This window comes from Dyadobacter jiangsuensis (assembly GCF_003014695.1).
GTDB classification, from domain to species: Bacteria; Bacteroidota; Bacteroidia; order Cytophagales; family Spirosomataceae; genus Dyadobacter; species Dyadobacter jiangsuensis.
Genome location: NZ_PYAS01000028.1, coordinates 1 through 21,473 on the forward strand (window position 1 = coordinate 1; position 21,473 = coordinate 21,473).

The following is a 21,473-nucleotide window of genomic DNA, read 5'->3' on the forward strand; positions in this document are numbered from 1 at the left end:
GTCATCTTCCAGAGGTGTAAGGGATATTCCGTTCTTCCTATTCAGGCTCTCGAAACTTTATGCTTAATTTCCCCCCAGATTTTCTGCTTGATCCCTATTTTGCACCATCCCTGCACAATAAAGAATTGATGAGCCGCAATTTCCGCCTGAAATTTCTCAACGGCACCCTCTTTGCGCAGCTGTTGCTGTGCATGGCTCTTTCATTAAGCTACCTCCTCCCCACTGCCAAGGCACAGGAAATCGCTTTCAAATCCGACAATTACTGGCTTACACATTATACAGCCGAAACCGGCTTACCACAAAACAGCATTAAATCCATTGCGCGCGACGAGGCAGGGTTTTTCTGGCTCGCGACCGAAGACGGGCTGGTACGCTTCGACGGCCGGCACTTCCACACTTTTACCAATTCCAACTCAAACCTCACATCCAACCACCTCCACCAAAGCTTTCGGGGGCCGGCAGATTTTAAACTCTACTTTCTTGACGACGCGAAAACAGCGCACCGGATAGCGAACGGAAAAATAACCGAAACCGTCCCATACGAAAAGAAATTCGGTGCCATGGACATGTACAATGCTCCGGAGAAAGGTACGCTCCTGGCATTTGAATTATCCAACCGGCATATTTACAACGACCATTGGAAGAATGCCCTTCTGACGGTCGGCCCGAATTCCTATTTCCGCTGCGATACGGGTACGGTGGCTTATTTTCAAAATGGAAAACAAGCATACCGGGTTCGAAACCCGTCTCAAAAGGTAGCCGATTACTTCACCATTGGCCGCGACCTTTACTTGTTTGACCGTTTGAACAGCCGTATTTCGCGTATCGACGGAGACGGCGCCCACCCCGTCATCATCACCGGAATCGGCGGCAACGGGCTGCCTTATCCCGGTATGGAGGTCTTGTGGAATACCTTTGCCCAAACACCCCTGATCGCGCTCGGAGATAAGATTTACGACGTATCCGTATCTGCAAAAGATCTTTTCACCACCCGGATGCTGATCGAAGGGTTTGATACCGGCGAGCAGAATATCATCAGTTCGTTTTATGACAAAAACACCGGACTAATGCTTCTGGGCAGCCACACCAAAGGGCTATTCGTTTTTACAAAAAAGCAGTTTGCCGCTTTCAAAGGAAGCGAGGGCTTTTCCTTTCACGAACAAAGCCTGTACAAGGACCGTTACGTGTTCACCACTTTCGGCACTTTCGACATTTCCTCAAAAGCAGCTGTAACACTTCCGTCCATCCAAAAGATTAGCAACCTGGGCCCATTCCTGACGAAAAACGGTTATATCTGGACCAGCTCGCACGGAATGCGCTACCTGTTCGACAGAGAGGGGACAAGGAATCTGGGAAAATGGCATGTCGGGAAAGAGGTCTCCATTTCTTATACCGACCTGGATGGAAACCTCTGGTCGGGGTACCGCCACGGGGAACTGCGCAAGTTCGACATCAGGACATTCAAATGGACGGCAATCCGGATCGAGGGGCTTTCCTCTGCCATTTCCTACATCCAGCAGGAAAAATTACCCGGATCCAGTGAAAAGATTTTTTGGATCGGAACACACAACGGCCTGTTTCGCCTTTCTCTCCCGGGCTACCGCGTCGAAAAGATCAGAAATTTTGCTGGCCGTCATATTCGCTCACTCATGATAAGAAGGGTGTCCGGCGCAACGGAAATTTGGGGAACGATCTGGAAGAAAGGTCTTTTCCTGCTTAAAGACAACCACGTCACCATTTTCCCGCTCGACCGGAAAGAGCACCTGGCATCGGCCCACTGCATTACAGAGGATAAGAACGGTTTTTTCTGGGTACCAACCAATAAAGGGTTGTTTCAGATTCGCATGAGTGACCTGCGTGCCTATTCGCCGCACACCTCCGAAAGCCCGTATTATATGTATTATGATTACAAAAACGGCTTCCACACCAATGAATTCAACGGAGGGTGTATTCCCTGCTCGCTGACATTACCCAACGGATTATTTTCGCTTCCCTCCATCAATGGGCTGGTGTATTTCGACCCTTCCGCCATCCGGCCCGAGCTGCCCAACAAAACACTGCTGATCGACCGGGTAGAGTACAATGGAAAACGGCTCGACTATTCGGATACACTCAGGCTCGACGGAGATTTCGAGTTCATCAAACTTTCGACATCAACGCCCTATTTCGGCACTTCGGATAATGTGCAGATCGATTATCAGCTATCGAGCAGCCATCAAACCGGTTCCTGGCTGCCGGTCGCCGAGACAGGAGAGGTCGCATTCAATGGCCTCAGCAGCGGGAGGTATGTGCTTTCCATAAGGAAACCCAATGGGTTCGGCAGGAACAACTATGTCACGAAGGGGCTGATCCTCGTGGTTGCCCCGAAATGGTACGAAACGTGGTGGTTCCGGGTAGTGCTTCTGGGCCTGCTCTTGCTAGGGACTTACGCTTTTTCCAAATGGCGTACTGAAACGATCCAGCGGCAGAATGAAGATCTCGAACGCGCTGTTACCGAGCGCACCTCCGCCCTGAAAGCGTCGCAGAATGAGCTGAGTCGCCAGCTGAACATTCAGGCGCACCTGATCGCATCCATTACGCACGATGTACGCGCGCCGCTGAAATACGTTACCCAGGCATCACGGCAAATTCCGAAACTCAACGAAATGGGCCAGCGCGAAATGCTCAACCAGGTGGGCAATGCATTGGAACAAAGCCTTGTGCAAATGACCAACTTCCTCGACAACCTGCTAAGCTATGTGCGGACGACCCTTTACCACAATAAAGTTGAAATGTCGGAAACAGAACTTTCGGAGTTGATCTCACAGAAACTCGAATTGTTTGAAAAAGTATTTCAGCTATACAACAACCATGTTTCAAACGACGTACCGCCTGGCCTTATCGTCCGCTCCAACCCGGAGCTTCTGTCGGTCGTGATTCATAACCTCATCGACAATGCCAGCAAATATGCCCGCAATGGACAGATTCGCATATTTTCGAATGTAACCGGCCATGCGGTGCATCTGGTCATAGCCGATTCGGGCAAGGGTATCGATGAGGAAATCCGCGAATGGTTCAACAATCCGGATTCGGCGCATTCCGAATCATACGGCAATGCATCCCCAAAAGGCTTCGGCCTTGTGATCGTCAAGGAAGTGGCGCGGCTGATCAACCTTTCCGTTTTTGTAGACAACTACAACGGCTGCGAATTTCACCTGGTGTTCGACACGCTTCACCAGGGCGAGCAGTTACAATAACCGATGTACCGGATTAGGCTGTATCGCTATCATTATCAACTCCTTCAACACCAGCAGCAAATATTTCAGATGAAAAATTATTTATCATCGGTGACATATTATTTTACAGTATTTCCACTATTTTTGAAGGAATTAAGGACAAAATCTAAATTTATTCTACATTTTCATACAACAATACCTACACTTTTGTATCTTGCCGTTGATTTACTCATGATGCCATGCGAATATGATTATGACCAACCCTTATTTCTCCGGCTTCGAACACAGTGCAGCGCAAATTCGTCGCTTTCTGCAAACACACAAAACCTTTACCCTTCTGCTGTCGGGAGGAAGTATCGTTCACCACGAGGCGGAAGATGCCATTCGTTTCAGAACCTGGCTTCTGACACATCAGATTGAAGACGTGCGCGAATCGTTTACCAAAAATTATTCCGCCTATAACCTGATGTCGGCCTGAGCCAGCAAACTTTGCAGACAATTCCACATTCAGGCATTTGTTGCCTCACCCTTCTCATTCCTAACATTTTCCTTTTTCGCGTTCCTGCCACCGGCGACATGCCGAGCACATTGAAAAATACGCATAGTCGTGTCTTTGCATGAACGATGAATAACAGACGCCGGGGTTCCGCCGTTGCAAATACCGGTTTTCCAGACCTTTTTGGGAAAGAAGTTCAGCTGAAAATAGTCTTGCTAACCGACTATTTCTGAAAAAAATACAGAAATTTTGACTTGATTAATTTTTTTATCTACCTTTGCAAGCCAAAATTACGGGTAGACAGAGATTTATATCGCAATAATTTGATACTGAGATGAAACGTACCTTTCAACCATCGAATCGCAAGAGGAGAAACAAGCACGGATTCCGTGAGAGAATGTCAACGGCAAACGGACGCAAAGTAGTTGCTGGCCGTCGTAAAAAAGGCCGTTGGAAACTGACTGTTTCTGACGAAAAACGTCACAAGCAATAATTAGTGCTTGAAGGTTTGAGTAGAGGACGCCTTAGTCTTCCATAGTCTGATAAGTTTGAAAATCACAAACTTATCAGACATTTTTTTCTACAAGAACTTGAAACAGACATTTGGTAAGAACGAGCGGTTGTGTAACCTCCGTATCATCGGCAGGCTCTTCAAAAAGGGCAATCCGGAGGTTCAAACGTTCTACCTTTATCCATTCAGGGTGCTGTACATTTGCACCCCCGAAGCACCCTCTCCGCTTCCGCAAGTACTTTTCTCTATTTCCAAAAGGAATTTCAAGAAAGCGGTTGACCGCAATCTGATCCGCCGCCGCTGCCGTGAAACTTACCGGCTGCACAAGTCCGCGCTCCTGGCATTACCCGCCGAAACACGCCCTTCCTACATTGCTTTTTTGTATCTTGCAAAAGAAATAACCTCGTACGACGTTATTGAAACGGCCATGAAGCAGTCGCTCAAAAAGCTTGAAAAGCTGCCGCCCGCCTTTCTCAAAGAACAATCCAATTCCTGAACATAGATGAAAAAGTATCTTCGTTCCATTTTGCTGGCCGCTCCTGTCGTAGGCGGACTGGCATTCGTTTCGTTCCGTCAGGACGACCGCCTTTTCGAAATCGCGCGAAATCTGGACATCTATGCCACGCTTTTCAAGGAATTGAACGCGTATTATGTCGATGAGATCAATCCCAATCAGCTGATCAAGACCAGCATCGATAATATGCTCCGGTCGCTCGACCCGTACACCGTATATTATGCCGAGGACGACATTGAGGATTACATGACCATGACCACGGGCAAGTACAACGGTATCGGGGCTATGGTGAACTCTGCCGACGGCAAGCATACGGTAATGATGGTGTATGAAGACACGCCGGCGCAGAAAGCAGGCTTGCAGCTCGGTGACGAGATCACGAAAATCAACGATATCGACCTTTCCACCCGCGAGGATTTCGACACCGGCAAATTGCTTAAAGGCCAGACTCAAACCGCTGTTAAACTCACTGTAAAACGCTACGGCATTACCAAGCCACTCGAAATTACATTGAACCGCGACATTGTGAAGGTGACCAACGTGCCTTACTACGGCATGCTGAACGAGGAGGTGGGCTATATTGATTTGAAAGATTTCACAGCCACCGCGTCCAGGGAAGTCCGCAATGCATTCCAGGAACTGAAAGGCAAAGGCATGAAATCCGTCGTGCTCGACCTGCGCGATAATCCGGGCGGATTGCTGAATATGGCGATCGAAATCTCGAACATATTCATTCCGAAGGGCGAAGAAGTAGTTTCGACCAAAGGAAAAGTGAGCGAATGGAACAAAACCTACACCGCTTACAACCCGGCACTCGATACCGAAATACCCGTTGTGGTGCTGACCAATAACCGCAGCGCTTCCGCCGCTGAAATTGTTTCAGGAGTCATTCAAGACTATGACCGCGGCGTGCTGATCGGCCAGCGGACTTATGGAAAGGGCCTCGTGCAAACCACACGTGACCTTTCATTCAATACCAAAATGAAGATCACCACTGCCAAATACTACATTCCAAGCGGCCGGTGTATCCAGGCGATCGATTACAGCCATCGCAACGACGACGGCAGCGTAGGCAAGATCCCCGATTCGCTGATGACCGAGTTCAAGACGAAAAACGGCCGTATTGTTTTCGACGGCGGCGGTATTTTACCTGATATTATTACTGAAAAAGAAAACTATTCGCCATTAGCCGTTTCGCTGGGTCGCAACCGGTTGTTCTTCGACTACGCGGTGAAATTCCATTTCGAGCACCCGACTATCAAGCCTGCCAGAGAGTTTCACCTGACCGACGCTGACTATGCCGCATTCACCAAATGGCTGGGCGATAAGGAATACGACTATACTACCCAGGTGGAACGTGACCTGAAAGATCTGGAAGCTTCTGCCAAAAAGGAAAAATCACTGGAAGTAATTGAAGATCAACTGAAAGCATTGAAATCCAAGCTGTCGCATAGCAAGGACAATGACCTCCAAATCTTCAAGCCGGAGATCAAAAAGATCCTGGAAGAAGAGATCATCAAGCATTACTATCTGGAAAAAGGCATGCGGGAAGCTTCTTTCAACGAAGATCCCGAAGTAAAAGCGGCGCTGGCGCTCTTCAAAGACCCGGCCCGTTACAGCCAGATTTTGAAAAAGAAATAATATCATCCGGCCCGTCGCTCGCGGCGGGCTTTTTGTTTTATATGCTCTTACTCAGTATCGACACCTCGATCCGCGGATGTTCCGTAGCCGTTCACAATGAGACCGGCCTGCTGGCAGCTTATGATCTTTTCACGGACAAATCTTCGTCTGCCATGCTCACCACGCTCATGCGGGATAGCATCACGCACGCGGGATTCGAACTTTCGGACATCGACGCGATTGCGGTCGCCAAAGGCCCGGGCTCGTATACGGGCTTACGCGTAGGCGTGTCCACGGCCAAGGGCCTGTGCTACGCGCTCGACAAGCCGCTGGTTGCCATCAATACCCTGCAGGCAATGGCATTACAGCTGGCGCCGTTCTTTCCGGGGCATTTGTTTTGCCCGATGATCGACGCGCGCCGAATGGAGGTTTACGCCGCGGTTTTGGATGAAAACAATGCATTCGTTCAGGAAACACAGGCCGTGATTATGAATGAGCATTCGTTTGAAGATCTGCTCGCCCATCATAAAGTGGTATTCTTCGGCGATGGCGCGGCTAAATGCAAGCCGATATTGGAAAAGCATTCGAACGCTGTTTTTCCCGCGATTGATATTAAGCCCTCCGCACGTACGGTCGGCCAGCTAGGTGCTATCGCATTCGAAAAAGGTCAATTCGAGGATGTGGCTTCTTTTGAGCCCTATTACCTGAAAGATTTCATGTCGCCGGCGCCGCGGAAGGCCAGCACCCTCGTGCAATAACGGGCGGATTTTAACAGGTTAGTCAAACAATCGGCCGCATTTTGGTGTTAGCCTATTTGTAACAGCATTTTTACAATGGAAACTGACGAAATAGTAAACCGGGTTGCTACCAGCGGCATTATCTCACTGGATCTGGAAGAGCTTTACCACCCCGGCGAACGCATTGTTTACGATATCAAAGACAACCTCTGGCAGGGAATGATCCTGCGTGAAAAGGATTTCCGCGACTTTCTCAAAAGCCACGACTGGGCACAGTACCAGGGCAAAAATGTGGCGATTATCTGCTCAGAGGACGCCATTGTACCCACCTGGGCCTACATGCTGCTCGCCGTGCAGCTAGAACCGTATGCGAATGCATTTGTTTTCGGTGATTTGAATGCATTGGAGGACAAACTCTTCGCCGACGCGATCGGCAAGCTCAATGCAGAAGAATTTGCTGGTAAACGGGTGGTCGTAAAAGGTTGCAGTAAGGTAGATGTACCGGTATCTGCTTACGTGGCAGTGAGCAAATTGCTGAAACCCGTTGTGCAAAGCCTGATGTTCGGCGAGCCTTGCAGTACGGTGCCGCTTTACAAAAAGCCTAAATCTTCGGTTTCCTCTACCGACTGATCCTGCTCTTCCTTAATTAATTTGAAGGACATCCGATGATACGAACACGGGCCGTGGAGCACTATTGCTTTACGGTGGTGGATCGTAGGATAGCCAACATTTTGTTCCCAGCCATAATGCGGGAATTGCCGGGACAGGTTAGACATCAGCTCATCCCGGTAATTTTTAGCCAAAACCGAAGCTGCTGCAATCGACAGGTAATGCGCATCGCCTTTGATAATGCAGGTATGCGGGATCATCGGGTAAGGCGTGAAGCGGTTTCCGTCGACGAGCAAATGCTCGGGGCGCACCCTCAGCTTGTCCACCGCCCGGTGCATGGCCAGAAAACTCGCTTTCAGGATATTGATTTTATCAATTTCAATATTATCTACCTCAGCCACCGCCCAGGAAACAGATTCGCGGATGATTTCCTTTTCCAGTTCCAGGCGCTGCGTTTTGGTAAGCTGCTTGGAGTCATTGAGGAATGAATGCTTGTAATCGCGCGGCAGAATCACCGCCGCGGCTACTACCGGCCCGGCCAGGCAGCCTCTCCCCACTTCATCCAGCCCTGCCTCGATGGCGTCGATATTGTAATAAGCTTTCAGCATTAATCTTCCAGAATATTGGCCATAAATGTACTCTTCGTCCCGATCGCCACAAGCAGCAAGGTAACCGCCCAGTAGAGATAAACGCGGTAGTAATCCTTCACATCACGCGACAGTACATCACGCGATTTTACTTTTTCGAGCTGGTCGATCTGTTTGAAAACCGTTTCCAGCGTCGTGTTATCGGTAGCACGAAAATACTTCCCGTTACCGATTCCCGCAATATTTTGCAGTTCGCCTTCATCCATTAATGCTCCTGCATTGGCTGTGGTATCTGCTTTCGATATTTTTTTCGGCCTTCCCACTGAAATCGTGTAAACCTTCACCCCGAATGCATTCGCGAGCTGCGCGGAGGTCGTCGGGCCGAGGTTACCGGATGTATTATCTCCATCGCTAATCAGAATCGCCACTTTGCTCTCGCCGGGCGTATCGCGCATGCGGTTCACGGCCACCGCCAATGCACTGCCAATCGCCGTTCCGGGCGTGGGAATGAGGCTTGGGTTAACCTCGTCGAGAAAACCATATAATAGTTCGTAGTCAGTCGTGAGCGGGCAGAGCGATACGGCTTCCCCTGCGAACACGATCAGCCCAATACGGTCCTGCAACCTGCCTTTGATAAACTGCCGTGCCATTCGCTTGGCCGCTTCGAGGCGGTTAGGGCTCAGGTCCTTTTCAATCATCGAATCCGAAATATCCAGCAGCAGCACAATGTCGATGCCTTCGGAATACTGGTCTTTCCGCTCCGAAACCACTTGCGGCCTTGCCAAAGCGACCAGAATAAGGCAAATCGCCAGGCCCACGCAGATAGGCTGTACAAACCGCAGCAATGTGAGCCAGCTGCGAAAACCTGTGACCGACGTGTACGTAATCGTCAATCGCTGCTTATGCTTGCGGTGCAATGCGTTCCTCAGCCAAAACAGGAAAGGTACCAGCGGCAGCAAATAGAGGAAATAGGGATATACCCACTCATACGACCTCAGCGTGCTGTACCCAAACCATTCCAGTGAAAACCAGTTTTCCATTCAATGTCCGGGTTATGCGACGGGGCTGTCCAATACAAACTTTCTTTTGGCCCGGTACAAACGCGTGGCGCCCGTTTTGAGCACTTCCAGGTATGTCTCCATATTCCCCGAACGGCCTTGTCCGTACACGATACTGTCCATGTTTTTCAATGCATCAGCCAGTTCGTCGTCGGGCATATTATCAATAATTTCTCTTGTGGTGTAAGTCGCAAACGGCTTTTTCTCCAATCTTTCGAGATAGTTTTTCCAAATAATAATCGCCTTTTCGGCATCCTTGATATTCCCTTTCTCCCGTGCGCTGCGCATGAGACGGTTGAAGGACCGCACGTATTCCAAATGCCGGCGCTGCAATTTGAGCAGCTGCCATTGCTTGTAAATATCACGCCCGAAAACCCAGTAAATGCTTCCCACCACGCCGATAATCAAAGCGACAGACCCGATCAGCATGGAAAAATTGAACTCACGGCTCAGCGCGGCCAGCGTCGTTTCTTCCTTCAAGACGGGCTTTTTACTCAGATCTATATTATTGCTCTTAATAAGTAAAACGGAGTCGGGCGTAGTGAAAACGGCCGTGCAATCCTTTTTTTGGAATACAAAAACAGGCAACCGCAGCTTCTGCACCTTGGATACGTCGAAAGAAATGAGGTGGTAAACCGCGCTATCGAGCGTGCCCCGGCTATCGGTACTCGACACGAAGGTTCTTTGAGATACCAGTTCAAAAGGTGAGAAATCGTAGGTGCTATCCGGGAAGAAAATCTCGGATTCGGGGCTGTGGCGCACGCTGAGAGAGAAATAAACGGGCTTGCCTACTTCCACGCTGTCCGTCTGGAAAATGCCTTTGGGAGCGATCCGCTGTTTGCGCGCGTCTCTTGCGATGCCCGAAAAACACAGCAAAAACCCTATTGCTACCGAAAAGATTACCTGAAAAACCCTAGCCATTGGATGGTGCCGAACTTTTGGTGTAACGCCTCACCTTAAACAAATGGATCAATGCCGGCACATAATCCTCCTGGGTATTGATGGAAATATAGTCGGCGCGGTTCTGGTGGCACAGCCGTTGGAGCTCGGCACTTCTTTTTCCGAAGCGATTGGCCATTTCCTCTCGGTACTGGCGCGACGAAGTATTGACCCACACGGTAGTTTTCTTCTCGGCATCGTAAAGCGGGATAATGCCTAATCCGGGCAGATTCACCTCCCTCGAATCGTACAAATGGATCACGATCAGATCGTGCTTGCGGGCGAGGGCTTTGAGGTTATGCTGGTAGTTGTTGTCGATAAAATCGGAGATCAGGAATATCAGGCTGCGGCGGCGGAGCACGTTCAACGCTACCAGAATAGCCTCGGCAATATTGGTTTTGGTGGATTCGGGAACGAGCTTGTAAAGCTCCGAAATGAGGCCGTAGCCGTGCTTCATACCGTCCGACGGGCGAATGTAGCGCTCGTTTTTATCCGAAAAACAGAGCAAACCCACACGACTAGCTTCCTGAATGGCAGAAAGCGTGAGCACTCCGCATATTTCCTTCGCAATATCGATTTTGAGCTTCTTGATCTCCCCTACCTGCTGCGACGCGCTCACGTCGAGCATGAAGAAGGCCGTCTGCTCCTTATCCTCTTTGAAAATCTTGACAAACGTACCGTGGCCTTTCGCAGAAGTGTTCCAGTCGATGGCGCGCACGTCGTCACCGTACTGGTACAGGCGCAGGTCATCGAATTCCAGGCCGGACCCTTTGAACACCGAATGGAAATTGCCGTGACGTTCACTCGTCACCGCTTTTCGCATCCGGATTTCATACTTCCTTAACTTTCCCAGGAACTGCTCAAACATAAGTTTTGCAAAAAAATCACCACCTTTGTCGTCTGGTGTACCTAAAACAAAGATAGGTATTTTGATAGTAAGCTACGCCCTGCGATGAAATTCACGACCGGTATAAGCCTCCTGGCCCTTTTTATGCTTCTGTTTTCGGCCTGTTCCGAAGACGAGACGCCACCTAAAGGGACATTATCCGAGGAGAAAATGGCCACGATTCTGACCGACATCCACCTGGCTGAGTCGCGCGTGAACCGCTTGCAGCTGAAATCGCTCGATTCGTCGCTCATGATTTTCAACCGTTTGAAAAGTGATATCTGGAAAAAACACCAGGTTGATACGACAGCGTACCGTGAAAGCTACTCTTACTACATGAGCCATCCCGAACGCATGACGACCATTTACGAAAAAGTGAATAAGAAAATTGAGGATCGGGAGAAAAATAACAATATTAAGCTCTGAAAATTTCGTATCGCGCTCTATACTACGCATTTAACTTCTAAACTGGACAATTTCTGTGAACGATTGCATTGTAGTTATCCCTACCTACAACGAACTTGAAAATGTTGAAGCCATCATCCGGAAGGTTTTTAGCCTCAATCATCCGTTTGATCTGTTGATCATAGACGACGGGTCGCCGGATGGCACCGCAGGGGTTGTCAAGGAGTTAATGAAGGAATTTTCGGGCCTTCACCTTGTAGAAAGAAAGGGAAAACTGGGCCTGGGTACGGCTTACATCCACGGCTTCAAATGGGCGCTCGAAAAAGGATATAATTATATTTTTGAAATGGATGCCGACTTCTCGCATCCGCCCGAGGACCTGGTGCGCTTGTACAATGCGTGTGCGAACGAAGGCCACGATGTAGCGATCGGCTCACGGTATATTACTGGGGTAAATGTGGTGAACTGGCCGATCAACCGTGTACTGATGTCCTATTTCGCGGGGTACTATGTGCGGATGATCACCGGAATGCCGATCATGGACCCTACGGCCGGCTTCATTTGCTACACCGCCAAAGTGCTGAACACGATTAACCTCGACAATATCCGTTTCATCGGTTACGCATTCCAGATCGAGATGAAGTTCAACTCCTGGAAATACGGTTTCAGCATTACCGAGGTGCCTATCATCTTCACCGACCGCACCAAAGGCGCCTCAAAAATGTCGAAAGGCATTTTCAAGGAAGCCATCTTTGGTGTGATCACGTTGAAACTCAACAGTTATTTCAAAAGGTATATTCCTAAGCATTCAGCTCAGAAATTGCCAGCCAACTCATAAGGCCGGTCGAAATTTCGAGTGCGCTTTCGTCGATATCGAATGTAGGTGTGTGCACGCCGGAGATAATGCCGCGTGCCTCATTGCGCGTTCCCAGGCGGTAGAAGCAAGAGTCGACTACCTGTGAGTAGAATGCGAAATCTTCGCCGGCCATCCAGAGGTCGAGGTCGATGACGTTTTCGGCACCCATGTAGCCTACGGCGGCTGTTCTGGTACGGCGTGTAAGTTCCGGATGGTTTTTCAGGAATGGATAACCTTTCACGATCTCGAATTCGCAGCTTCCGCCCATGCCTTCAGCAATGCTTTCAGCCATTTTCTTCATGCGGCGCAGGCCGTCCTCACGCCATTCCTCGTCCATGCAACGCCAGGTTCCCTGAATGGTTACCTCGTTTGGAATCACATTGGTAACGCCATCGGCAATAAAACGACCGAATGACAGTACCGAAGGGTTCGCCGGGTTGCGGTTGCGGCTGATGATCTGCTGCAATGCCACGATAATATGCGATGCCATCAGCACTGGGTCTACCAGCTGATGTGGTGCTGCCGCGTGGCCCCCTTTACCTTTCACTGTTAAATACAGCTCATCTGTGCTCGCCATATACATGCCCTCGCGGAAGCCGATTTTGCCCACCGGAATATTCGGTGCCACGTGCTGGCCTACCATACTCGCAGGGCGCGGGTTTTCCAATACCCCTTCCTTGATCATCAACGAAGCTCCGCCCGGTGCTTTTTCCTCCGCCGGTTGAAACACCAGTTTGATTGTCCCTTCGAATTCCTCGCGCAACGTGTGCAGGATACGCGCCGTGCCCAGGAGCGACGACGTGTGTACGTCGTGCCCGCAAGCGTGCATCACGCCCGGAACCTTCGATTTATAAGGAACATCATTCGCTTCGAGGATCGGCAATGCATCCATATCGGCGCGCAGGCCGACGATTTTTTTGCCCGGGTTGCGTCCTTCGATGATCGCGACCACGCCCGTTCCGGCAACGCCTTCTTCGGGTTGAAGACCAATTGCTGTGAGTTCCGATGCAACGTATTTCGCCGTTTTGAACTCTTCAAATGATAACTCGGGGTTGCTGTGCAAATGATGGCGGTGGGCAATGATGTCTTGCGACTGATCCTTGGCAAGCGCTTTGATTTTTTCCTGAAGCTGGGACATGATATTGAAGTACTACGGGTTGTCTTTACAAAACATTCAAAGGTAATAATAAAAAAATGGCGTGGTATCGTTACCATACAACCAAAAACACATCGCCCATTTGCTAAGAACGCGGCGGCCTTTGGCTGGTGTTCCAAAGAAAAAGGGTAATTTTGACCAGATATGAATCAATCAGACACGCAAAAATGAATCAACAGGAGTTTTTAGAATCATTGGTTTGTCCACGCACAGGAACCCCTTTAACCATAGCCGAAGACGGCAAATCTCTCAAAAGCGAAGACGGCACAGTTTATGAAGTAGGCGATACAGGCATCGTCAACATGCTGTATCCCAAAGAATTGCTACCCGAAGATGCCCGCGAACAATATTTGTACGACCAGGCTTTCCTTCGCTATGACCGCGGCGTTTCCTGGGTTTTCGAAACCCTGAACCATTCCGACGAGGCTGCTACCCGCCGCTTTTTCATTGATCTGATGGAGCTGAAACCCGGTATGAAGGCTCTCGAAGTAGGTGCCGGAACCGGTAAGGATTCTGCATTGATTCTGGACAAGGTAAGACCCGGCGGAACCGCTGTTCTCTCCGATCTTTCGCCTAACATGCTGAAACTGGCGCAGGAAAAGCTCGTTACCGACGACCTGAACGTGCATTATTTCCTCGGAAACGGCTCTTACCTGCCTTTCCCGGACGATACTTTCGACGCTGTGTTCCATTTCGGCGGCATTAACACTTTCTCTGAGCGCAAACGCGCATTCGATGAGCTGACCCGCGTCGTGAAACCGGGTGGAAAAGTGGTAGTAGGTGATGAAAGCGTAGCCCCGTGGCTTCGGAATACCCCTACTTACGCTACTTTGCTGAAAGCTAACCCGCTGTTCCGCGCCGAAGTGCCGTTGGAAGATGTTCCGGCCAATATCGAGAACTTCAAGCTGCATTATGTGTTCGGTAATGCGTTTTATGTGATGGAATACCGCGTAACCGCGAAGGCTCCGGAAGTGGATATCGATCTGCCGATCCCGGGCAAAGATTTCGTTGATAACTGGCGCCTGCGTGCTGAAAAAGCAGTCGACTAAGCATTACGCCATTACTCAATACCAAAAATTCAACGTTCCAATGTGGGTTAAAAAAGGAGTTATTTATAAACCTGACGGCAGTCTGGCGCACAGTCAGAGCCATGCGCAGGTGCCATTTGCCTATAAACACAAGGATTTTCTAAGGATCTACTTTTCGACGAGGGACAACAGCACGCAATCGCGGCCGACGTTCATCGACGTGGATTACGACGATCCCAAAAAGATCCTCTACATACACGACAAGCCCGTGCTCGAACTCGGCGGCCCGGGTGAATACGACGAAACCGGCGCTATGCCTGCCTGGTTTGTCGACCGCCCAAACGGCGACATCTGGCTCTACTACACCGGCTGGAACCGCACCTGGAATTCCTACCGACTTTCGATGGGTCTTTCGGTAAGTCAGGATGGTGGTCTCACGTTCAAAAAGATGTTCCGCGGCCCTATCATGGATCGCAGCATTCAAAACCCGCTTTGGGCTGCGCAGCCTTCCGTACTGATCGACGACGACGGTACCTGGCGTATGTGGTACATTTCGGGCCACAAATGCGAGATGATCCATGACTATCCGGAGCCTTACTACCGCGCTCAATCAGCAACGTCAAAAGACGGTATCCACTGGGAAATCAGCGACATTCCGACATTGGATTTCGACGATTTCCTGCATGCAGTAGGCCGCCCGAGCGTATTTAAGGAAGACGGTATTTACAAAATGTACTACTCCTACCGCCACTCCCGCGATTACCGCACCGACCGCAACCAGAGCTACCGCCTGGGTTACGCCGAATCGGCCGACGGTACCACCTGGGAACGCAAAGACCATTTGGTAGGCATCGCGAAATCCGACAACCCGGAGGATTTCGACTACGAAATGATCGATTATGCCAATTTCTACCAGCACAACGGCAAGCGTTACCTGCTTTATAATGGTAATGGCTTCGGTGCGGCGGGCTTTGGCTACGCGGTTTGGGAAGATTAATATTCTGAATCAAACTGAGGCTAGTCATAACCTCAGCAACAATGGCGAGATAATTTTGAAGAAATCACCATTAAATGTCACAAATGTGATCGCACAATGAGTACACTTCAGGAGCAGTTCAACCGCGATGGTTATGTCCTTTTGAGAAATTACCTCGACAAGGGCGTCATTAATGAAATATACAGCGAAGCCCGCAAGATTTTCGCGACGCAGATCAAGCGTGTAACCGGCAAAACCGTCGATATCGACGACCGTGATACCTTCGAAAATGCGATGTTCGAGTTTTTCGAAAAGGATTTTGAAGGCTTTGTCAGCACGGGTAAAACGGTTCAGCATTCATTCTCGCTGCACCGCCTGGGCGTCGATCCGGTAATCGAAAATCTGTTGAAAGACGTCGGCCTTTCGGCTCCGATTATCGGTGCGCGTGCCGCTATGCAGTTCAACAGCCGCTTTTTGTCGAAAGACGGCAGCAAACACTGGAAACTGGATGCACACCAGGACTGGCGTACCGGCCAGGGCTCGCTCGACAGCGCGGTGATCTGGTTCCCGATGGTGGATGCAGGCGCGGATATCGGCGCATTGCAGGTGATCCCGGGCAGCCACAAGGTCGGCTTGCAGGCTTCGTCGACTTCCGGTTATCAGGGAGGCATTACTGTTGAATTGAAAGATGAAGATTTTGTTCAGACGGAATTCAAAGTCGGTGATATCCTGATCTTCTCGGCATTCCTGATCCACCAGTCGGGCAACAACATTACCAATAACATCCGCTGGTCGGTGCAGCTCCGCTACAACAACCTCGACGAACCAACCTTCATCGAGCGCGGCTACCCGATGGCGTACATTTACAAACCCGAAACAGAGCTCGTAACGCCGAACTTCCCAACGGTAGAGCAGCTGAAAGAGGTTTTTAGCTAAAATTCGAATGAAACTTTCCGTTTGCGTACCGACATACAACCACGAGCAATACATAGGTCAGATGCTGGAAGGCGCATTCATGCAGCAAACCAGCTTTGACTTTGAAATTGTCATCGGGGATGATGCTTCGACCGACGCTACGCCGGACATTATTCGCAAATATTCGCAAGAAAGGCCCGGCATTATCCGGGCCTTTCTGCATTCCGAAAACCAGGGGCCCAAGGAGCCGCGCGAGTTTGCCGGGAGAAATAATGTGCTGCAATTGCTGAAAGCCTGCAAAGGCGAGTACGTAGCCATGTGCGAGGGCGACGATTACTGGACCGACCCGTTAAAACTGCAAAAGCAGGTCGATTTCCTGGATCAAAACCGTGATTTCGCCGTTTGCCACCACAACATGGAAGTCATTTACGAAGACGGCTCGCCATCGCATTTCTTCAATGCGGCCGACCAGAAGGCGGTTTCTACGATGGAAGATCTGCTGGAAGACAAATGGTTTATGGCTACCGCCAGCTGGGTTTACCGCAACCATTTCCTGACCGAAGATTTCGCCGAATGGCATGCCACGGCCGCGGCAGGTGACTGGGCCATTATGTTTCAGTTGGCTGCAAAAGGAAAAATCGGTTATCTAAATGAGGTCATGGGTGTGTACCGCAAGCATAGCGCGGGCCTGAGTAATGTACACGCACACACGAATTTTAAATTTTTACACAACAGAAGGGAGATGTTCCAAAATGTAGGTAAATGGCTTGATGGGCGCTACGATGCGACTGTCAACAAGACCCTGCAACGCTATGACGAGCTCCTTACCAGCCTTGAAAAAATTGGCAGTTCGAATTAATAATCTTTAATTTGTACTGTTTAACACATAACACCTTTATGAAGCTAAGCGTCGTAATACCAGCCTATAACGAAGAAGAATCGATCACTCACACGCTTGTATCTTTACACAATACATTAAATAAGTACAATATCCCCCACGAAATTTGCGTCACCAACGACAATTCGAAGGACGGGACATTGCGTGTGCTGGACGAACTTTCACTTCAAATTCCTACACTGGTTTATTACACCAATCCGGGCCCCAATGGCTTCGGTTATGCGGTACGCTACGGTTTGGAACGCTTCAAAGGCGATTGCGTGGCCGTTTTCATGGCCGATATGTCCGACGATCCCGAGGACCTCGTGAAGTTCTATTACAAAATGCTGGAAGGCGATTACGACTGCGTTTTCGGCTCACGCTGGGAAAAAGGCGGCAAGGTGATCGACTACCCTGCATTGAAAAAGGTGATCAACCGCGTGGCGAACGCCATCGTACGCACGGTAATGGGCATTAAATACAATGATACAACCAATGCATTCAAGCTCTACAAGCGCGAAACGATTGAAGGTATCAAGCCTTTCTTGGCCCCTCACTTCAATTTAACGATCGAACTTCCATTGAAAGCAATGGTGCGCGGCTACAACTACGCCGTGGTACCTAATAGCTGGACCAACCGGAAATACGGAGAGTCAAAGCTGAAAATCAAGGAAATGGGTAGCCGGTACTTCTTTATATTGATGTATTGCCTCATCGAAAAGTACTTCTCGCAAGGCGATTTCATGAAGAAAACCACTGCACCGAAGAAGGAAGTCAGCAGGTAGTTCTTTCTATTTAATCCACTCCTGGATAAACGTCATTTTGTGGGCGATGTAGGAGATCGCCAAGCCCCACACGAGCGCGCTGGCCGACATCCAAAGGAATATCGATCCCTTCGGAACCCGGAAGGCTACCGCGAGAATGGGCCCGAAAAGCGGCGTGAATAATGGCGGCGTAAGGAATGCAATACCTACGATCCCGAACTTGCGCCAGATATTGACAGCAATTCGGTTGGTTTTGGTGAACTTTTTGGGCGGCGTTTTGCGGTTCTTCTGAATGAGGTTGCGGATCGCTCCTCCCAGATACGTGAGCACGAACACCGTGAACATCATGCCCACAGCCGAGCACAGGGCGGTTTCGATCCAGGTCAGTTTAAGCACGACCCCCGCAATCGGCCCTCCGAAGAATTTCAATGTACTGGCAAGCGCAACGGACAAGTATTTTAGCAAGGTGGTTTTCATTTACACTTTTACCTGTATCATTTCAGAAGCAAAACGCCTTGTTGCCTCGTTCGTCTGAACGTAATCCTCTATCGAAGGATTCCCCACAAACGCGATTTTGGCAAGGCTTTCGACAATAACGTCCGAAATATCCAGAAAACCTATCTTATCATGGAGGAATGCGTCAACGGCAATTTCATTGGCTGCATTGACAATACAAGCCGCATTTCCGCCCTTTTCCAGCGCCTCATAGGCGATCGCCAGGTTGCGGAATGTTTCCAGATCGGGCTTTTCGAAAGTGAGTGACGGGTAATCCATGAAATTGAACCGAGGGAAATCCGATTTCAGTCGCTGCGGATAGTACAGCGCGTATTGAATCGGCAATTTCATATCCGGCAGGCCCATTTGCGCCTTAATGCTTCCATCCTCGAACTGTACCAGCGAATGCACGATGCTCTGCGGATGCACAATCACGTCTATTTGCGAAGCATTCAGGTCAAACAACCATTTCGCCTCGATCACTTCCAGGCCCTTGTTCATCAGCGTCGCAGAATCGATCGTGATTTTCGCGCCCATGCTCCAGTTCGGGTGTTTGAGCGCTTGCGCCTTCGTTACGTGCGCGAGGAATTCACGGTCTTTTCCCCGAAACGGCCCGCCCGAGGCAGTTAGTATGATCTTTTCAATGGCATTCTCCTGCTCTCCCGCAAGGCACTGGAAAATGGCCGAATGCTCCGAATCGACAGGGTAAATGCTGACATCGTGCTGTTTTGCCAGCGCGGTGATCACCTCACCGGCGACCACGAGTGTCTCCTTATTGGCTAGTGCAATGTCTTTTCCCGCTTTGATCGCATGAATGGTCGGCAGAAGACCCGCATATCCGACCATGGCCGTCAATACCACATCCACGTGATCCGACTCCACCACCGAAACCAATGCGGAGGCACTGCTGTACACTTTGATATTGAAAGGAAAAAGGGCTGCTTTGACCCTTTCGTAATGCGCTTCATTGCAAATAACAACCTCCTGCGGCTTGAATTTCACGGCTTGCTCGATGAGCAGATCCGCATTGCCGCCGGCCGTAAGCACCGAAACCGAGAAGATTTCGGGATTAGCCGCGATCACTTCGAGGGCCTGGGTACCGATCGACCCGGTCGAACCTAAAATGGCTACTCTTTTTTTCATTGCATTCTCACTGTTAGGTTCGGTCAATTTTGGTTCAGCCGGGTCAGTTCGTCGGCGATCTTGCGGTCGTTGGACAGGCGCGGCACCTTGTTTTGGCCGCCCAGTTTGCCATTCGCACGCATATAGTCGATGAATGAGTTCTTGCGCAGCGGCGTGAGTTCGAGGCGACGCAGGATGCTTCCGGTGATCAGGTCTTTATAATAAATATTCAATTCGGTTAGCCTACGGTCGAGGTCGTTCGCAAACTGCTCCATATTGTTCGGTCGGGTCGCGAACTCTACCAGCCATTCGTGATAAGGAAGGCCTCCATCCGTCGAATTTACCATAGGCGCGACGGTCAGTTCGATAACTTCCGTTTCAGGATGCCTTTCCAATGCGTATTTCAATGCTTTTTCGATCTCCTCGCCGATCACGTGCTCACCGAATGCGGAAATGAAATGCGTGATGCGGCCTGTTACCAGTACTTTGTAAGGATCCGTAGAGACAAACTTAACGGTATCCCCGAGCGAGTAGCCCCAAAGTCCTGCATTATTATTGACAATCACCGCGTAATTTTTGCCCACTTCCACTTCTCCGATCGATAATCGGCGCGGGTTTTCATCGAAGTAGTTTTCAACCGGAATGAATTCGAAGAAAATACCGGTATCGAGCAACAGCAGCAAGCCTTCGTCATCCTGCTTATCCTGATAAGCGAGGAAGCCTTCGGAGGCCGGGTACAGCTCAATGGAATCAATGCGCTTGCCAATGGATTCAAACAATTTGGCACGGTAAGGTTCGAAATTCACGCCGCCGTAGATAAAAAGCGAAAAATCCGGGAAAACATCCTTGATCTTCTTGCCTGTCCGTTCGATAATGCGATCGAAGTACATTTGCACCCACGGAGGAATGCCCGAAATGAGCGACATTCGCTGGTCGAGCGTCTCGTCGATGATCTTGTCGAGCTTGGTTTCCCAGTCTTCAATACAGTTGGTTTCGTAGCTCGGCAGCTGGTTGGAGCGCAGGTAACCCGGCACGTGGTGGTTGGAAATCCCTGACAGGCGGCCTGTCAGTACCCCGCCGGTGTCTGTCAGTATCGGACTGCCAGAAAGGAAAATCAGTTTATTATCCAGAAAGTCAGCCTTTTGAGTCTCTTCAATATACGTCAAAATGGCATTACGTGCCGAGTCGATGTGATTGGAGATAGAGTCCCGGGAAATCGGGATGTATTTGGTCCCCGAAGTAGTTCCGGATGTTTTGGCAAAATAGAGTGGCTTGCCCGGCCACAAAATATCACTTTCCCCGGATTTTATTTTCTCAATATAAGGTTTCAGATCCTCATAATCATGTACGGAAACAGCTTCCCTGAAATCGGAATAGCTATGAATGTCTTTGAAGAAATGGTCTTTCCCAAATTGCGTGTCAGCCGCCTTCTTTACCAGCTCCGACCTCCATTTTTCCTGGACCTCAACACTTCGCGCGATCCATTCCTGTTGCTGTTTGACAATGTAACGGGCCAGCGGCCTGCTTAAAACTGATCTGATTCCCATAGTGAAAACAAATGTACGCAGGAATTACAAATTCCATGATTTTAGACCGGTTGGAAACCCGGTTTGAAAGCCCGTAGGAAAGCTGCTTGGAACGCCTGTCGGAAAGCCCTTTGCAACTAATTTTACGCCCTTCGGATACCGCCTACCGAAATTTTTTAAA

The 21,473-nt window shown here is 49.7% G+C and carries 22 protein-coding genes; 14 read left to right on the plus strand and 8 right to left on the minus strand.

The genetic code is table 11. The features are described 5' to 3' along the window. Positions 1–59: 59 nt before the first annotated feature. The 7 genes from CLV60_RS32645 (at position 60) to CLV60_RS32675 (ending at position 7,723) form a co-directional block, all read left to right on the plus strand. On the plus strand, positions 60–3,236 hold the full coding sequence (locus CLV60_RS32645) for a sensor histidine kinase (protein ID WP_106599601.1): 3,177 nt from the start codon (positions 60–62) through the stop codon (positions 3,234–3,236). Between the two features lie 232 nt (positions 3,237–3,468). Continuing rightward, positions 3,469–3,693, plus strand: a complete 225-nt coding sequence (locus tag CLV60_RS32650; RefSeq protein WP_229211238.1) for a hypothetical protein — start codon at positions 3,469–3,471, stop codon at positions 3,691–3,693. A gap of 352 nt (positions 3,694–4,045) precedes the next feature. Beyond that, the gene (gene rpmH, locus CLV60_RS32655) at positions 4,046–4,204 is read left to right on the plus strand and encodes a 50S ribosomal protein L34 (RefSeq protein WP_015813300.1); all 159 of its coding nucleotides are present in this window, start codon (positions 4,046–4,048) and stop codon (positions 4,202–4,204) included. 97 nt (positions 4,205–4,301) lie between these two features. Then, a complete protein-coding gene (locus tag CLV60_RS32660) occupies positions 4,302–4,718 on the plus strand; it encodes a ribonuclease P protein component (protein ID WP_170118928.1) in 417 nt (138 codons plus the stop codon). 6 nt (positions 4,719–4,724) lie between these two features. Continuing rightward, entirely contained in the window at positions 4,725–6,377 is a 1,653-nt protein-coding gene (locus CLV60_RS32665; protein ID WP_106599604.1) for a S41 family peptidase, read from the plus strand. A gap of 41 nt (positions 6,378–6,418) precedes the next feature. After that, positions 6,419–7,114: a tRNA (adenosine(37)-N6)-threonylcarbamoyltransferase complex dimerization subunit type 1 TsaB gene (gene tsaB, locus CLV60_RS32670; RefSeq protein WP_106599639.1), complete on the plus strand. Its 696-nt coding sequence runs from the start codon at positions 6,419–6,421 to the stop codon at positions 7,112–7,114. A gap of 75 nt (positions 7,115–7,189) precedes the next feature. Next, positions 7,190–7,723, plus strand: coding sequence for a DUF2480 family protein (locus tag CLV60_RS32675; protein WP_106599605.1), 534 nt, complete (start codon positions 7,190–7,192; stop codon positions 7,721–7,723). Here the strand turns inward: CLV60_RS32675 and rnhB are convergent. Genes rnhB through CLV60_RS32695 form a run of 4 tightly spaced genes read right to left on the minus strand, consistent with a single transcriptional unit; the run spans position 7,684 to position 11,154 of the window. Then, on the minus strand, positions 7,684–8,310 hold the full coding sequence (gene rnhB, locus CLV60_RS32680; protein WP_106599606.1) for a ribonuclease HII: 627 nt from the start codon (positions 8,308–8,310) through the stop codon (positions 7,684–7,686). The genes CLV60_RS32675 and rnhB overlap by 40 nt on opposite strands. Next, positions 8,310–9,329, minus strand: a complete 1,020-nt coding sequence (locus tag CLV60_RS32685; RefSeq protein WP_106599607.1) for a vWA domain-containing protein — start codon at positions 9,327–9,329, stop codon at positions 8,310–8,312. Before CLV60_RS32685 ends, rnhB begins: the two co-directional genes overlap by 1 nt. Before the next feature lie 12 nt (positions 9,330–9,341). Then, positions 9,342–10,268 (minus strand): hypothetical protein, encoded by a 927-nt coding sequence (locus CLV60_RS32690; protein WP_106599608.1) that lies wholly within the window; start codon positions 10,266–10,268, stop codon positions 9,342–9,344. Next, positions 10,261–11,154 (minus strand): DUF58 domain-containing protein, encoded by an 894-nt coding sequence (locus CLV60_RS32695; protein ID WP_106599609.1) that lies wholly within the window; start codon positions 11,152–11,154, stop codon positions 10,261–10,263. The genes CLV60_RS32690 and CLV60_RS32695 overlap by 8 nt, the downstream gene beginning before the upstream one ends. Before the next feature lie 84 nt (positions 11,155–11,238). Here CLV60_RS32695 and CLV60_RS32700 point away from each other — a divergent pair, with 84 nt between their 5' ends. Both CLV60_RS32700 and CLV60_RS32705 read left to right on the plus strand, forming a co-directional pair. After that, positions 11,239–11,598 carry a DUF4296 domain-containing protein gene (locus tag CLV60_RS32700; RefSeq protein WP_106599610.1) on the plus strand — a complete coding sequence of 120 codons (360 nt, stop codon included), beginning with the start codon at positions 11,239–11,241 and terminating at the stop codon, positions 11,596–11,598. A gap of 55 nt (positions 11,599–11,653) precedes the next feature. Next, positions 11,654–12,415 (plus strand): polyprenol monophosphomannose synthase, encoded by a 762-nt coding sequence (locus tag CLV60_RS32705; protein WP_106599611.1) that lies wholly within the window; start codon positions 11,654–11,656, stop codon positions 12,413–12,415. Here the strand turns inward: CLV60_RS32705 and CLV60_RS32710 are convergent. Then, positions 12,378–13,571, minus strand: a complete 1,194-nt coding sequence (locus CLV60_RS32710; protein ID WP_106599612.1) for a M20 metallopeptidase family protein — start codon at positions 13,569–13,571, stop codon at positions 12,378–12,380. The two genes, CLV60_RS32705 and CLV60_RS32710, sit on opposite strands and share 38 nt — an antisense overlap. A gap of 185 nt (positions 13,572–13,756) precedes the next feature. Between CLV60_RS32710 and CLV60_RS32715 the strand changes: the two genes are divergently transcribed. The 5 genes from CLV60_RS32715 (at position 13,757) to CLV60_RS32735 (ending at position 18,170) form a co-directional block, all read left to right on the plus strand. Then, a complete protein-coding gene (locus CLV60_RS32715) occupies positions 13,757–14,638 on the plus strand; it encodes a class I SAM-dependent methyltransferase (RefSeq protein WP_106599613.1) in 882 nt (293 codons plus the stop codon). A 40-nt stretch (positions 14,639–14,678) separates the two neighbouring features. Beyond that, the gene (locus CLV60_RS32720; RefSeq protein ID WP_106599614.1) at positions 14,679–15,614 is read left to right on the plus strand and encodes a glycoside hydrolase family protein; all 936 of its coding nucleotides are present in this window, start codon (positions 14,679–14,681) and stop codon (positions 15,612–15,614) included. A gap of 96 nt (positions 15,615–15,710) precedes the next feature. Then, on the plus strand, positions 15,711–16,529 hold the full coding sequence (locus tag CLV60_RS32725; protein WP_106599615.1) for a phytanoyl-CoA dioxygenase family protein: 819 nt from the start codon (positions 15,711–15,713) through the stop codon (positions 16,527–16,529). Between the two features lie 7 nt (positions 16,530–16,536). After that, complete coding sequence (locus CLV60_RS32730; protein WP_106599616.1) at positions 16,537–17,367, plus strand: glycosyltransferase family 2 protein; 831 nt, start codon at positions 16,537–16,539, stop codon at positions 17,365–17,367. A gap of 38 nt (positions 17,368–17,405) precedes the next feature. Beyond that, positions 17,406–18,170, plus strand: coding sequence for a glycosyltransferase family 2 protein (locus CLV60_RS32735; protein WP_106599617.1), 765 nt, complete (start codon positions 17,406–17,408; stop codon positions 18,168–18,170). Between the two features lie 6 nt (positions 18,171–18,176). Here the strand turns inward: CLV60_RS32735 and CLV60_RS32740 are convergent, their stop codons facing one another. The 3 genes from CLV60_RS32740 to CLV60_RS32750 are packed head-to-tail and all read right to left on the minus strand — an operon-like array spanning position 18,177 to position 21,313. Continuing rightward, the gene (locus CLV60_RS32740) at positions 18,177–18,626 is read right to left on the minus strand and encodes a hypothetical protein (protein ID WP_106599618.1); all 450 of its coding nucleotides are present in this window, start codon (positions 18,624–18,626) and stop codon (positions 18,177–18,179) included. Then, positions 18,627–19,787: a 1-deoxy-D-xylulose-5-phosphate reductoisomerase gene (locus CLV60_RS32745; protein ID WP_106599619.1), complete on the minus strand. Its 1,161-nt coding sequence runs from the start codon at positions 19,785–19,787 to the stop codon at positions 18,627–18,629. A gap of 23 nt (positions 19,788–19,810) precedes the next feature. Then, positions 19,811–21,313 carry a GH3 auxin-responsive promoter family protein gene (locus CLV60_RS32750; RefSeq protein WP_106599620.1) on the minus strand — a complete coding sequence of 501 codons (1,503 nt, stop codon included), beginning with the start codon at positions 21,311–21,313 and terminating at the stop codon, positions 19,811–19,813. Between the last annotated feature and the right edge of the window lie 160 nt (positions 21,314–21,473).